This window comes from Flavobacterium sp. Leaf82 (assembly GCF_001422725.1).
In the GTDB taxonomy this organism is placed as follows: domain Bacteria; phylum Bacteroidota; class Bacteroidia; order Flavobacteriales; family Flavobacteriaceae; genus Flavobacterium.
This window is the reverse complement of sequence record NZ_LMMA01000036.1, coordinates 155,866-170,735: the sequence shown is the minus strand read 5'-3', so window position 1 is coordinate 170,735 and position 14,870 is coordinate 155,866. Positions and strand designations below refer to the sequence as shown.

Genomic DNA, 14,870 nt, shown 5'->3' with positions numbered 1-14,870 from the left:
AAAGATTATTGCACCGTTTTTACTTTATGTCCGTATAAACCAAAAGATAAAATAATAACAAAACAAACCAACGGAATAATATATCCGGATTGAATGTCATCGTGTTTCATATCGATTAAAGTTCCCATTGCGTACGGTAGGATTGCACCACCAACAATAGACATAACCAACCACGAAGAACCTGTTTCGGTATTTGATTTTAAGCCTGTTAATCCCAAAGAAAAAATCGTAGGAAACATAATCGACATAAAAAATCCGATTCCGCCAAGTGCATAAATGATATAAATACCTGAGCCGTAAATAGCCACCAAACAAAGAAAAATGCTTATGATACAATAGATAGAAAGTAAGATATAATCTTTAACAAATTTTAAGAAAAACGTGCCGCTAAATCGCCCCATCATAAACAAAAAGCCATAAATACCAAGATAATAAGCCGCTGTTTTTTCATCTAGTCCAGCTTCTTTTTGTGCTATTCGTACAAAAAAACTGGTGATACAAACTTGTGCCCCAACATAAAAAAATTGTGCGACAACAGCCCAGCTTAAATGCGAAAATTTCAATACAGAAAAGAATCCGGGTTTTACTTCATTTTCTGATTGCTGAGATTTCATAGACGGCAAGTGCATAAAATAAAATACAACTGCTACTAAAACCAATACACTTCCTAAAATAATATAAGGCAATTTTACGGTCGAAGCTTCTTCTAATAAATAAGCAGCCCTTGTAGCATCTGGCATTGAAGCTAATTGTTCTGGCGAATGATTAACGCCCGAAAGTATAAAAACACCTCCAAGCAAAGGAGCCAGAGTTACAGCCAAACCATTAAAAGAAGCCGCTAAATTTAATCTTGTAGAAGAAGATTCCGGCGGCCCTAAAATAGCTGCGTAAGGATTAGCGCTGGTTTCGAGAATTGTTAATCCGCAGCCAATAATAAATAAGGCCAGTAAAAAAAGTTCATAAGTTCTCGTGTTTGCAGCCGGTACAAATAAAAATGCTCCCGCAGCAAAAACGAGTAAACCAGTAATAATACTGTTTTTATAGCCAATTTTTTTGATAATAATTCCCGCCGGAATTGCCATTATAAAATAGGCAAAAAAGATCGAGGTATCGATTAATGTAGATTGTCTGTTGTTGAGCTGGCATGCTTTTTTTAAATGCGGAATCAAAATTCCGTCAAGACCATGAGCCATTCCCCACAAGAAAAATAAGCTGGTGATTAATATAAAAGGCAGAAGATATTTTTTGCCCGAGCCTGTTTCTGAAGCGACTTCGTGTTGATCGCCGGTTTGGTTGGTTATTTGCATGAGTTTTTTAGGTTGATAGTTTATAGATGATTGTTAATTGTTGATGGTTAATTGTTGATATTAATAGAGGTTCTAAGTAGGTAAACCTTTGTTTCTATGAATCTCTGCGCCTTTAAACCTTAAAAAACATTTTTTTTGACCAGAAGTAAGTGATCGCAGACTAAAACTACTTCACCTCTTTGATTGATAATTTCTACGTGTTCTGTGACAGTTCCCATATCGGGCTTTTTGGCTTCGCCTTTTTCTGAGATAGTGATTTCAGAATGAATGGTATCACCAATGTGAACCGGTTTTACAAATCGCATTCGGTCATAACCCTTAGAAAATGCTTCAGGATTAATTTCTGAGGCTGTTAAACCAATTCCGATACTAAAAACCATTGTTCCGTGAGCGATACGTTGACCAAAAGGTTGTGTCTTGCACCATTCTTCATCCATATGATGCGGAAAAAAATCTCCCGTATGTCCCGCGTGAACCACAAAATCGGTTTCTGTAATCGTTCGTCCAAAAGTGACGCGCTTGTCACCAATTTGATATTCTTCGAAAAATGTTGATTTGAAATACATATATTTTAGTTTGAAAGTTGTAAAATCTCAAGTCATAAAGTCACTTACTTTTGACTTTAAGACTTGAGACTTTCGACTAATTTTATAATTCGTCAAGAGAAACTCCTCCGTTTTGGTTACTGATATAACAGGCTTCGACTACTTTCATTGTGTCCAGAACGTCCTGAACACTTGCCAGTAATTTGGTATCTGAACCTTCTTTAAAGCGCATTAAATTTGACATTGTGCCAATGAAAGCTTCAGGAAACCATGAACCTTCAAGCTCGATTTTTTGCCATTCGTATTCGCCTTTTTCATTGGTTAAAGCATATTCAAATTCATCCGGCAAACCATCCGGATAATTCATTAATAAACCCATTTTTGCTTTAATGGCGCCTTTTGTTCCTTCCCATTTTATGTAACTTTCTTCGTGTTTAGGTCCAAAATGATGATCGTGATTGGTATTGATGACAACATGTTTATCTTCTCCATAATCTACAATGATTGTAGAACGGCAAGAGGATAATTTTTTTAGCGGATGTTTCGCTGTTTTTGCCATCACACCTTTCGGATTTCCTAAAAATGACCTAATGCAATCGATATAGTGAACACTATGAAAAAGAATTTCTAATCTGGGATGTTCCTTAATCAACGGGAACAATTCCCATGGCGTGTTTACGGTAACTTTAAATTCAAAATCATACAATTCTCCAATAATTCCCTGATCGATTATTGAGCGTGCAGCACTCACGAAAGACGCAAAACGCAGTTGAAAATTAATTGCCGCAACCAGATTTTTACGCTCACAAACGGCTACGATTTCTCGTGCCTGTGCAAGATCATTTCCCATTGGTTTCTGAATCAGAACTGCGGCTCCGTCAGGCAATTGTTCCAGAATTTCGATGTATTGATCGGGTAGAACCGTAATGTCGTAAACAGCATTTGATGGCGCATTTTTAACCGCATCAGCCACATTCTCAAAAACATGAGCTATTTTGAATTGTTTTGCCAGATCGTGTGCTTTTGAAATGGTTCTATTCGTTATACCAAAAACTGAGAAACCAGCCATTTCATAAGCAGGCAAATGTGCATCTTTTACAATGCCGCTTGCGCCAATAATGATAATAGGTTGGTTGGTTTTGGGTAATTTAGGTTTATATGGAATATTCATATTTTTTAGTTTAAGGTTCTAAGCTGCTATCCCGAAGCATCGGGAATTAGTTGCAAAGTTTTTTGAGTTTTCCCGATGAAACTTTATCAAGTTTACTCCAAGTTTTAGCTCGTTAATTTTTCAATCTCATTCTGAGTTTCTTCGATTAGTTTTTCAGACGAAATATCGCTTTCAATTGCTTTCAAAACCATTTGATCTATTAATTCTGTCACTTTTGGCCAGATATGCGTTTGTGGCAAAGTCAAAGCATTTTCATGCAACATTTCGAGTTTATGATAATACGGAATCGTTTTATTGATTTCAGGATCTGTCCAGGTTGATTTACGACAACCAATTCCGCCTTCGTTGGTTAATAATTTGTCACTTTTTGGCGTCGTCGCAAATCTCAAAAAGTCGTAGGCAAGTGCTTTATTTTTACTTCCAATACCAATAGTGTACAACCAATACACATTTAGCGAAGCCGTTTTATGATTTATATCACAAGGAAGTTCAGCAATATCGACTTTGCCTTTTACTTTCGATTCATCGATCACTTCACACATCGAGGCAAATCCAAACCAATTTATTGCCATAGCGGCTTGCCCTTCGGCGAAAGCCATTCCTGCTTCGACAGAACCAAAATTTTTAGACTTTGGGTGAACAGCATTTTTGTTGTTTACAAGAATTCTGTAAAAATCCAAAGCTTGAATTGATGCCGGATTATTAATATCGATTTTATTTTCTGCATTTAATAAAGATCCGCCTCTGGTCCATAATTGCAGGCAAAAATCAAAAACCATATTATGTCCATCCGGAAAATTGGCAAAAATACAACCATAAAAATTTTCTTCCGGACGATTAAAAAACTCTGCTATTTGCACAAATTGTTCCCATGTTTTTGGAGGATTTAATTCGTAGCCAAATTGTTTATTAAAGTTCTCTTTCTCCGTATTATTTCCGAATAAATCTTTTCTAAAAATAAGACATTCCGGTCCGTCATGAAACGGTAATCCGTATGTTCCGTTTTTTATTTGTTGTAAATGCAATAGCGAATTATGCCATCCTTCAGGATAATCCTGCGGTGGATTTTGACTAATAAGAGAGGTTAGATCCAGAACTGCTTTTTGGTTTACAGCATCAAATATCCAATCTGTATTAATATGTGCAATATCCCATTTGCCGTTTTTTAAACCTTTATTCGTGATCGTTTCTTCATAAAGATCATGTAATTCCAGCGGAACCATTTCTGCCTCGACAGCAATATTATATTTTAAGCAAAATAAATCCCATAGCTTTTGCAGCGTACTTTCGAAAGGATCAAATTTGCGGACAGCGACTCTTATTTTTTCCATTATAGAGCTATAAATTCTTTAATAATTTTCTCATTATCCTGTCCTAATTTTGGAGAACCTTTACTTGAAGTAAAATATTCACCGTCTATTTTAATGGGGCAACGTGTTGTTTCATAAGTATATCCGTCAAGCATTGTTACTTTCTGCGTAAATTCTAAAACCTTAAAACCTTCCTGAGCAAAAAGTTCCTGATAGTTTAAAACTCCGGCACACCAAATGTCTGCGGGTTCTAAAATATTCAGCCAGAAATCAGTATTCTGAGTTTGTAAATGCAAAGCCAGAATGTTCTTTATTTCGTCTCTTAAAGCAAATTTATTTTCAGGAAATGCAAGAAGTTCATCACATTTTAAAAGCGAAGCCAAAACCGGAATTGAACCCATTGCCAAAGCTAAAAAGCCATTTTTGGTTTTATAAATTCCGTATGGCGCACCCAAATAAGCGTGGGCATTATTCGTTTTTGTCCTGACAGGCAATTCGCCGCCATCATTAAAATAAGTTGTAATCGTTTCAAACTGAAAATCAAAAGCCGATTCGAGCATACTTACCTGAACCGAAGCGCCAATATTATGAGTTGCTTTTCGATACAAAGCAGCTAAAATTCCCTGGACCAAATGTGCTCCCGCCAACATATCGACAATGGATAAACCCATTGGTACCGGACCATCTTCCTGATTTCCACTCAGCCAGGTCAAAGCCGTTAAAGATTGCAATAACAAATCCTGTCCCGGTAAATCTTTTAAATCCGGATGATTGCCAAACCCTGAAATTGAAGCGTAAACCACCGTTGGATTTATGGCTTTTAAATCATCATAACTTAAACCCACGCGCTCCATAACTCCGGGTCTGAAATTATGCATAACGACATCAGCTTTAGCCAGTAATTTTTTTAATTTTTCGAGTTCTTCCGGTTGTTTAAAATCAATGGCAAATGATTCTTTATTTCTGTTAATGGTGTGAAAAACAGAAGATTCGCCATTCATAATCAAATCAGATGTATATAAGGTTCTACAGATATCGCCTGTTCCCGGTTTTTCAATTTTTATCACGCGCGCACCCAAATCTGCCAATCGCAAACTCGCTGACGGACCGGAAAGAAACTGGCTAAAATCTACTATTAAATAATCTTCTAATGGCTTCATGCGTTTTTTAAAAATTGTTCGTGTATGTTTTGATTATCTTCTCCAACTTTAGGAGCGGCTTTCATACTGGTTAAAATTTTTCCGTCAAGCTGAATTGGACTTCGGGTTGTAACCAAAGTTGCACCATCAGAATTTTTAACGGTTTGTTTCAAGTGCAATTCGTTTACAAAAGGCTGACTGTCTAATTCTTCATAATTAAATACTTTTCCGCACCAGATTCCTTCTTTTTGAAGTAATGCAATCCAATAATCAGCTGTTTGAGTTAATAATTTCTGTGCTAATATGGTTCTGATTTCATCTCTTTTTTCGAACCAAAGAGGCTTTTCTACATATGCGTTTAAATCAACGCCAAGTACATTTCCTATAAAAATTAAATCGCCCATTGCCAGAGAAAGATAACCGTCAAGAGTTTGGTAAACGCCATAAGGAGCGCTCAAAAAAGCATGCGCACTTCCTTTTACATCGCCTCTTTCCGGCAATTGATCGCCATCATTTAAGAAAGAAGTAATCGCTTCGAACTGAACGTCTAAAACCGATTCTAACAAACTTACTTCGACCAAAACTCCTTTTCCGGTTTTGGCTCTTTTAAGCAAAGCCGCTAAAATTCCCTGAACGAAATGGTTTCCGCACATTAAATCGGCTACAGCCAAACCAAACGGAACAGGTTCCTGACTTTTTCTGCCGCTTAACCAACTCAATCCGGATAAGGATTGCAGCAATAAATCCTGTCCCGGTTTTTTTACCCACGGACCAATATTGCCGTAACCTGTAATCGTTCCGTAGATTATTTTTGGGTTGATCGCCAGTGTTTCCTTAAAATCCAATCCAATTTTTTCCATCACACCCGGTCTGAAATTATGTGTCATAATATCTGCCTCAGCGATCAGTTTTTTTATCAAAATCAAATCTTCCGGATTTTTAAGATCAGCGGCAAAAGATTCTTTATTTCTGTTAATGGTATGAAAGAGTAAACTGCTATCGTCTACAAATAGATCCTTGATGCTCAATTGCCTGCAAGCTTCACCTTTTATTGGTCGTTCGATTTTAATGACTCTGGCGCCTAAATCAGCCAACTTTAATCCCGCCGAAGGACCTGCCAAAAACTGGCAAAACTCCAACACAACTAATCCTTCTAACGGTCTCATGTTGTTTGCAGGTTTAGGGATTTTGCATAAAGCGAATTCAGAGCTTCTAAAACCAATTCTTCATTTCCGCCATTCATTAGATAATCGCGAACCACATCGCCGGCATGATCCTGAAAATACATATGTCCGGAATATCTTGGGCGCAAAAATGCGCGTTCTAACGCCGGTAAAGTATTCTTAAAATAATCATGTGTAACTCCGTTAATTCGGTCACTTTTCCAGGCTTGCAAATGTCCGGGTTGTCCGCCATTGTCCACGAATATATTTTGCTGAACATGAGAAGATCCGGTAAATTCGGCATATTTAATCGCTTCAGGAATGTGTTTGCTGAACGATGAAACGGCTAATCCGGTTCCGCCAAGGGAACTAATCATAGGGTTATTATTCAAACGAACCAAATCATAAAAATGAAGTAAATTTTTGCTGTAACCCGTTCTCGAATAGTTCGAATATCCATAAGCAAAAGGGCAGTAGGCAATTTCATCAGAATTTACCATTGCTTCATAAACCTGAATTGGATTTCGATTAAAATTCGCAGGATCTATTAATTGTGCTAATTCACGAAATAGTTTCAACGCTTTTTTTCCGGTTTCTACCGAGATTACTTTTTCATCAGATAAAAAAGGAGCTTCGCCCAAACTGCAGCAATACATATAAAAACTCATAAGAACATCAACCGGAATTCCGGCAAAAGCGACCAATCCTTTTTTGGCTAAAGCCAATAAATCATCGTAAGTCTGAGGCACTTTTAAACCTTGTTTTTCTAAAATATCCAAACGTGCTGCCGCAACCGGAGTCGCTGCATCGATAGGTAATGCCCAAAGTTTGTTGCTAAAAACGTAGCTTCCATAAGATTTTCCAACTGTATTAACTTCCTGATCTTTTATATATTCATTCGAAAGATAATCAGATAGGGGAAGGATTGCGTTTGTGTGCGCTCCAAAGCCTGTCCAGGGATGATCGATCACCAATAAATCGAATCTTTTTGCTAAATCCTCGATCGATGCATCTGCAAATTCCTGTAAACTTCTTTTTTCCCAAGTGATTTCAATATTTGGATTTAATTCTGTAAAACGCTGTGCTGTAGCAACCATTGGTAATAAACCTCTTGTGTGATTCCAGGTTATCCCTTTTAATACTGTCATTTTTTGATATTTTATTGATGATGATATAGGGTGAAAAATAATAAATGTAAAAAATACAATTACAAAAATAGAAATAAGATTGAATTGAGCAATAAATGTTTCATTTATTAACAGTCATTTTTTGCAGTATATGAATCTACAGTGTAGTTTTTTTACAAATGATATAGAAAATGTTATAATATATTAAACTATGATTATTTTTAGAGGAAATAAATAAAATATTTCTCAGAATATTGAGATTAAAAATTACATTTGTAATTGTGTTTTTTACATTTATTAATTTTACAAGACTACAACAATATAATTTAAGGACTAAATACAATAAAAAATGTTTTCATTACAAAATAAAAAAGCTGTGGTAACCGGAGGCGGCAGCGGAATAGGCAGAGCAATAGCAACGCTTTTTGCCAAACAAGGTGCAGAAGTTCACATATTAGATTTAACGATTGAAAGTGCTCAGGAAGCAGTTGAAGATATCAAAAAATTAGGAGGAAATGTTTTTTCGCACGCCTGTAATGTAGCGAACCAAAAAGAGGTTACTGCGACATTTGAAGCCATTGGCAATATTCACATCTTGATTAATAATGCTGGAATTGCTCATGTGGGCAAAGTAGACACCACACCAGAAGCTGATTTTGATCGTGTGATGGAGGTAAACGTAAAAGGAGTTTACAATTGCTTGTTTGCCGCGATTCCGCAATTGCGACTTTCAAAAGGTGGGGTAATTCTCAATATGGCATCTATTGCGGCATGGGTTGGTATTCCGGACAGGTTTGCTTATTCTACGGCAAAAGGTGCGGTTATGGCAATGACTTTATCTGTTGCCAAGGATTATATTGGCGAAAATATCCGTTGCAATTCCGTATCTCCAGCCAGAGTTCACACACCATTTGTAGATGGTTTTATTTCGAAAAATTACGCCGGAAAAGAAGCTGAAATGTTCGAAAAACTATCACAATCACAACCCATTGGACGTATGGGAAAACCGGATGAAATTGCGGCTCTAGCCTTGTATTTATGCAGCGACGAAGCAGGATTTATCACCGGAAGCGATTACCCAATCGACGGAGGGTTTATTAAATTAAATAACTGAGAAAAGGGACTATCCCGAAGCCTCGGGACTGAGATACTAAGATGCTAAGGTTTTTTATACTTAGAGTTTTTAGTAACAATTGAACTTATAACTTAAAAAAATAATTAAAAAAGGAGCTGAAATTCTAAGATACTAGGGGTAAAAAACTTAGAACCTCAGAACCATAGCGACTTAGAATCTTAAAAAATAAAAAAATGAAATTAATACGTTTTGGAGAAATAGGAAAAGAAAAACCAGGAGTTTTAATAGGTGAAAAAAGATATGATGTTTCGGCAATCGTTTCAGACTTTAACGAAAGTTTTTTTGAAGAAAACGGTTTAGAAAAATTACAAAAAGCATTAGACAGTAATCCTACTTTACCAGAAGTAGCTGCAAATGTACGTTTAGGATCTCCGGTGGGGAGACCTTCAAAAATAATATGTATTGGTCTAAATTATGTAGATCACTGTAAAGAAACCGGAGCGCCAATCCCAACAGAACCAATCATCTTTTTTAAATCAACTACATCTTTATGCGGTCCTGATGATGATGTTATTATTCCTAAAAACAGTGTAAAAACCGACTGGGAAGTTGAACTGGCATTTGTTGTAGGTAAAAAAGCAAGTTATGTTGATGAAGCCGAAGCGCTGGACTATGTTGCAGGTTATGCTTTATTAAATGATTATAGCGAAAGAGAATTTCAGATAGAACGCGGCGGACAATGGGCAAAAGGAAAAGGCTGTGATACATTTGCGCCTCTTGGACCCTTTTTAGCAACAAAAGACGAAGTAAAAGATGTAGATAATTTATCGATGTGGCTTACGGTGAATGGTAAAAAATACCAAGACAGTAATACTTTAAATCTAGTTTTTAAAATTCCGTACTTATTGTATTATTTAAGTCAGTTTATGACCTTGCTTCCGGGCGATATTATCAGTACAGGAACGCCTCCGGGAGTTGGATTAGGTATTAAACCAGAACCAATTTATCTTAAAGCGGGCGATGTTGTAGAACTTGGAATTGAAGGTTTAGGTACCAGTAAACAAACTGCGGTTGACTACAAAAAGTAATCTAAAAAATCTATGATGAAATTTATTGTATGTGAAAAACCACAGGAATTTAAATTAAAAGAAAAAGAAATACCCGAACCTAAAGAAGGTGAAGTATTATTAAAGATAAAGAGAATTGGAATCTGCGGGACTGATATTCATGCTTTTGGCGGAACACAGCCTTATTTTGAATATCCCAGAATTTTAGGTCATGAATTGGCTGCAGAATATATTAAAGGAAATGCAAAAGGTTTTGAGCCGGGAGATAAAGTAACTTTTATTCCGTATTTCAATTGCGGAAAATGTGTGGCTTGCAGAAATGGATTAACCAATTGTTGTGTAAATATCAAAGTTTTTGGCGTTCATATTGATGGCGGAATGGCGGAATATGTTACGATACCAGAGCAATATTTACTGCACGGTCAAGGATTAGATTACGATCAATTGGCTTTGGTTGAACCATTAGCAATTGCAGCGCACGGAGTTAGAAGAGCAGCCGTTGGACCCAATGATACTGTTCTGGTAATGGGTGCCGGACCAATTGGTATTGGACTAATCCAGTTTGCTAAAATTGCCGGAGCAAAAGTTATCGTAATGGATATCAACGAATACCGTTTGGATTTTTGTAAAAATGAACTAAATGCCGATGCGACCATAAATCCGTTAAACGAAGATGTAAGCGCTAAATTATCTGAATTAACCAATGGCGATATGGCAAATGTCGTTATCGATGCAACCGGAAACCAAAAGGTGATGAATAATGCTTTTAACTATATTTCGCATGGCGGAAGATTCGTTTTGGTTGGACTTCAAAAAGGCGAATTAACGTTTAGTCATCCTGATTTTCATAAAAGAGAATCTACTTTAATGAGCAGCAGAAACGCTACGATTCAGGATTTTGAATATGTAATGGAATGTCTTAAAAACGGAAAAATTGATCCAAAGAAATACATAACGCACAGAACCAGTTTCTCAGAAATGATCAACGATTTTGGAAAATTGATTGACCCAAAAAATAATGTAATAAAAGCGTTGATTGAAATAGAATAAACTAGTATCTGTAGAATTTACAATCAAAGGAAACCCGACAGGTTTTTAAAACCTGTCGGGTTTAACTAGATAACCTTAATAATCACAAAAAAATGGATTTAAATTTAAAAGATAAAATTATAGTTGTTTCAGGTTCAGCCGGAAAGCAGGGAAGTATTGGAGAAACGATAATTAATCGCATTGCAGATGAAGGCGGTATTCCGGTTTTGATTGACAGAAACAGCAGAGGATTTGATTATGCGGAGGCGTTTCAAAAAAGAGGAATAAATTCTTTATTTGTTCAAACCGATGTTACTGATCCCGTTGAAATCGAAAATGCCGTTAAAAAAATAATTCAAAAATATGGCAGAATCGATGTAGTAATAAACAATGTTGGAGTAAACGACGGCGCTGGCTTAGATGCGAGTTACGAGGAATTTATGGATTCTTTGAAACTGAATGTGGTAAGCTACTTTTTACTGGTAAAATATGCGCTTCCGTACTTAAAAGAATCAAAAGGTAACATCCTGAATATTGGTTCTAAAGTCGCTTTAACCGGGCAAGGCGGAACATCTGGTTACGCTGCTGCGAAAGGCGGAGTTTTAGGATTAACCAGAGAATGGGCAGTTGATTTGATCCAGTTTGGAATTCGTTCTAACGCGATTATTATTGCAGAAAGTTATACGCCCGCATACGAAGATTGGATTAAAACGCTGGAAGATGGTGAAACTGTTTTAAAGAAAATCAATAAGAGCATTCCGTTTGAAAGCAGAATGACCAAAACAGAAGAAATTGCAGACACGTCACTTTTTATTATCTCAGATCGTTCCTCGCATACAACGGGACAATTTGTTTTTGTAGATGGCGGTTACGTGCATCTTGATCGTGCCTTAATTAGCGATGTAAATTAATAAAGATGAGTAATCGTATAGATTCACATCAGCATTTTTGGAAATTTGATCCCGTTCGCGATAGTTGGATTGATGATTCGATGCAAAAGATTCAAAGGGATTTTTTGCCCGAAAATCTTTTGCCTTTGTTGCAACAAAATCAATTTTCTGGTTGTGTTGCTGTTCAGGCAAGTCAGTCTGAAGATGAAACTAATTTTCTTGTTGATTTGGCTTCAAAAAATGATTTCATAAAAGGAATTGTAGGTTGGGTTGATCTTCGGGATGAGAATATTACAGAACGATTAGAGCATTTTTCTACTCATAAAAAGTTAAAAGGATTTCGTCATGTTGTACAAGGCGAAGCTGATGATTTTATGTTTAGAGAAGATTTTCGTAACGGAATTTCGGCTTTAAAACCTTTTAATTATACCTACGATATTCTTATTTTTCATCGTCAGTTACGGGCAGCAATCAGTTTGGTTCAGGATTTTCCGGATCAGCAATTTGTGATTGATCATATTGCTAAACCGGATATTAAATCTGGAGATATTGCTTCGTGGAAAAAAGGAATTGAAGAAATTTCGAAATATGAAAATGTAAACTGCAAAATCTCAGGTATGGTCACAGAAGCCAATTGGAACAACTGGAAAGCTGATGATTTAAAACCTTATCTGGATGTTGTTTTTGAAAATTTCACTACCCAAAAATTAATGTTCGGATCAGATTGGCCCGTTCTTAATGTTGCTTCAGATTACTCAGAAGTGGTACGAACTTTAGAAGATTATATGCAACAACTTTCGATAGAAGACCAGAATAAAATTTGGTTTGAGAATGCGGTTTCCTTTTATAAATTATAAAGTAATCGTAAAGTATTGTCATTTTGATTTCAATATTTGAACCTGACAGGTTTTTAAAACCTGTCAGGTTTACGTTGACGATAAAAAATAGTAATAAAAACATAAAGTAACCACAATATTGTCATTTCGACGAAGGAGAAATCCTCACAAGGAACTCGACAAAGATTGGCGATTTTTATTGCGTAGAATGGATTAAAATCCATCCCTACAATATTCACCGTTCCTGCGGAACTCTTCTTGTAAAATTCCATAGAAATGTTTTTAATCCGTTGAAAAGAATAAAAAAAAGGCAGGCTATTCAATTTGAATAGCCTGCCTTTTCGCATTTAACTTCTAACAATTCTTTAAAACTTCACAGCATCTTTAGGAACCGTTTCGCCAACAGTAGTTGTCTTAGAAAAATCTACTCCTGGAGAAGATACAAATTCGATATTCTGAGAAGCTTCACCGTTTACAGAAACTGCTTTTGCTGATGTAGAATTAAAATCTATATTTTTTAAAGACAAGTTTTTACCATTGTAAATTTCGAATACATTGCTTGCAGCAATATCTAGTTTTGCATTGCTGATTTTGATTCCGTTAGCATCAATAATCGAGAATCCTTTTTCGGCTTTAACCGTTAAGTTAGAGATTTCGATATTTTCTAAATTCATTTCAGGTAAACCTTGTAAAAATACCGCTTGTTGCGCGCCATTAATAGTGATATTTTTGATCGAAATGTTTTTAAATTGTGGCGTTTCTACCGTTACAGGCATTGCTTTATTGATGATTTTATCTCCGCCTTCTTCTAGGGTTTCTGCGATAGATTTTCCTCCGTAATATAAATTAAAAGAAATCGCCTGAGACGGAATATCAGTCATAAAAATATCAGAAATATAAATGTTTTCGACTACACCGCCACGTCCGCGGTTACTTTTAAAACGAAGACCAACATCAGTTCCCATAAAAGTACAGTTCGATACGTGAAGGTTTTTTACTCCGCCAGACATCTCACTTCCAACGGTTACACCGCCGTGTCCGTGATAAACGATATTGTTTTTTACGATAATATTTTCGCAGGGAACACCACGATCGCGACCGTCTTTATCTTTTCCGGATTTAATGCAAATAGCATCGTCGCCCACATCAAAACTTGAGTTTTCGATGATCACATTTTTACAGGATTCTACATCAAGACCGTCGCCATTTTGAGAATACCAAGGATTACGAACCGTAACATTTCGAACAATTAAATCCTCAACCATTAACGGATGAATATTCCATGCCGGAGAATTTTGAAAAACAGGTCCGTCAAACAAAACTCTTTTACTATTTTGAATACTCACCAAAACAGGACGCAAAAAGTCATGAATTTTTTCAAATTCTTCTTTCGTTTTTAAATCCGGACGCACGTTTTGATCAGCACCTTTAGAAGCATTCATAAAAACTTCAGATGGATACCAACTGTCTTTTTTATCATTTAAAACACCACCAGAAGAGACAAACTTTTTCCATTGGCTATCTGTTAATTTACTCTTTTTAACTTGTCTCCAAACTTCGCCAGAACCATCCCAGACACCGCTTCCGGTAAAAGCGATATTCTCAAGATTTTTACCATAAATAGGAGAGATGCAACGCCAGGTATTCAAACCTTCAAAGCTGGTTTCTATAATTGGATATAAACTTTTGTCTGGCGAAAACTTGATTAAAGCCCCGGTTTCAGCATGAAGTTCCAGATTGCTTTTTAAGATAATTGGTCCTGTAAGCCAGATTCCTGGAGGGATAATTACTTTTCCACCGCCTTTTTTTGAAACCGCGTCTATAGCATCGGCGAAAGCCTTCGTATTCAAAACATAACCGCCATTTACAGCACCAAAATCTTTAATGTTTACACTGTTTTTTGGAATTACAGGCTCTTTGACTTTTGCCATTTTAAATTCAATGTTTTTATAAGTGTCATAAGACTTTGAATTTTGGGCCATATTAATTTGCGAAAAACCTGCAATCAGGATTGCCACAGCAAAGCGTAAAAGGTGAATGGGATTCATTTTCATTCTTGTTGAATTTGGTTAATAGTTTAGTTGTAAAGAAAACTTTATTTGTCAAATCTGTTTATTCATCCTCGTTTTTTTATTGATAAAGAAAAAAAGAAGATCGATAAACAAATAAATATAAATGTAATCGATTACACAAATCTATAAAAAAATATTT

Annotated in this window: 13 protein-coding genes; 5 read left to right on the top strand and 8 right to left on the bottom strand. The window is 36.2% G+C overall.

Features of this window, described 5'->3' with window-relative positions:
* Window positions 1–5: 5 nt before the first annotated feature.
* From fucP to ASF10_RS22595, 7 genes are all read right to left on the bottom strand, one after another.
* A complete protein-coding gene (gene fucP / locus ASF10_RS22625; RefSeq protein WP_056254643.1) occupies window positions 6–1,307 on the bottom strand; it encodes an L-fucose:H+ symporter permease in 1,302 nt (433 codons plus the stop codon).
* Between the two features lie 119 nt (window positions 1,308–1,426).
* Complete coding sequence (locus ASF10_RS22620) at window positions 1,427–1,873, bottom strand: MaoC/PaaZ C-terminal domain-containing protein (RefSeq protein ID WP_056254639.1); 447 nt, start codon at window positions 1,871–1,873, stop codon at window positions 1,427–1,429.
* Between the two features lie 82 nt (window positions 1,874–1,955).
* Window positions 1,956–3,023 (bottom strand): Gfo/Idh/MocA family protein, encoded by a 1,068-nt coding sequence (locus ASF10_RS22615; protein WP_056254636.1) that lies wholly within the window; start codon window positions 3,021–3,023, stop codon window positions 1,956–1,958.
* Window positions 3,024–3,127: 104 nt separating this feature from the next.
* Window positions 3,128–4,354, bottom strand: coding sequence for an extracellular solute-binding protein (locus tag ASF10_RS22610; protein ID WP_056254633.1), 1,227 nt, complete (start codon window positions 4,352–4,354; stop codon window positions 3,128–3,130).
* The gene (locus tag ASF10_RS22605) at window positions 4,354–5,493 is read right to left on the bottom strand and encodes a CaiB/BaiF CoA transferase family protein (RefSeq protein ID WP_056254629.1); all 1,140 of its coding nucleotides are present in this window, start codon (window positions 5,491–5,493) and stop codon (window positions 4,354–4,356) included. The genes ASF10_RS22610 and ASF10_RS22605 overlap by 1 nt, the downstream gene beginning before the upstream one ends.
* Entirely contained in the window at window positions 5,490–6,638 is a 1,149-nt protein-coding gene (locus tag ASF10_RS22600; protein ID WP_056254626.1) for a CaiB/BaiF CoA transferase family protein, read from the bottom strand. Before ASF10_RS22600 ends, ASF10_RS22605 begins: the two co-directional genes overlap by 4 nt.
* The gene (locus ASF10_RS22595) at window positions 6,635–7,783 is read right to left on the bottom strand and encodes an ABC transporter substrate-binding protein (protein ID WP_056254623.1); all 1,149 of its coding nucleotides are present in this window, start codon (window positions 7,781–7,783) and stop codon (window positions 6,635–6,637) included. The genes ASF10_RS22600 and ASF10_RS22595 overlap by 4 nt, the downstream gene beginning before the upstream one ends.
* 328 nt (window positions 7,784–8,111) lie before the next feature.
* Between ASF10_RS22595 and ASF10_RS22590 the strand changes: the two genes are divergently transcribed.
* The 5 genes from ASF10_RS22590 to ASF10_RS22570 all read left to right on the top strand — a co-directional run bounded on the left by ASF10_RS22590 (window position 8,112) and on the right by ASF10_RS22570 (window position 12,680).
* Window positions 8,112–8,876: an SDR family NAD(P)-dependent oxidoreductase gene (locus ASF10_RS22590; protein ID WP_056254621.1), complete on the top strand. Its 765-nt coding sequence runs from the start codon at window positions 8,112–8,114 to the stop codon at window positions 8,874–8,876.
* Window positions 8,877–9,070: 194 nt separating this feature from the next.
* The gene (locus tag ASF10_RS22585) at window positions 9,071–9,925 is read left to right on the top strand and encodes a fumarylacetoacetate hydrolase family protein (protein WP_056254619.1); all 855 of its coding nucleotides are present in this window, start codon (window positions 9,071–9,073) and stop codon (window positions 9,923–9,925) included.
* Window positions 9,926–9,940: 15 nt separating this feature from the next.
* Window positions 9,941–10,954, top strand: coding sequence for a zinc-binding alcohol dehydrogenase family protein (locus tag ASF10_RS22580; RefSeq protein WP_056254616.1), 1,014 nt, complete (start codon window positions 9,941–9,943; stop codon window positions 10,952–10,954).
* Window positions 10,955–11,046: 92 nt separating this feature from the next.
* Complete coding sequence (locus tag ASF10_RS22575; RefSeq protein ID WP_056254614.1) at window positions 11,047–11,844, top strand: SDR family oxidoreductase; 798 nt, start codon at window positions 11,047–11,049, stop codon at window positions 11,842–11,844.
* A 5-nt stretch (window positions 11,845–11,849) separates the two neighbouring features.
* Window positions 11,850–12,680 carry an amidohydrolase family protein gene (locus ASF10_RS22570; protein ID WP_056254611.1) on the top strand — a complete coding sequence of 277 codons (831 nt, stop codon included), beginning with the start codon at window positions 11,850–11,852 and terminating at the stop codon, window positions 12,678–12,680.
* Between the two features lie 344 nt (window positions 12,681–13,024).
* Here the strand turns inward: ASF10_RS22570 and ASF10_RS22565 are convergent, their stop codons facing one another.
* Window positions 13,025–14,713 carry a glycoside hydrolase family 28 protein gene (locus ASF10_RS22565; protein ID WP_056254609.1) on the bottom strand — a complete coding sequence of 563 codons (1,689 nt, stop codon included), beginning with the start codon at window positions 14,711–14,713 and terminating at the stop codon, window positions 13,025–13,027.
* Window positions 14,714–14,870 lie beyond the last annotated feature (157 nt).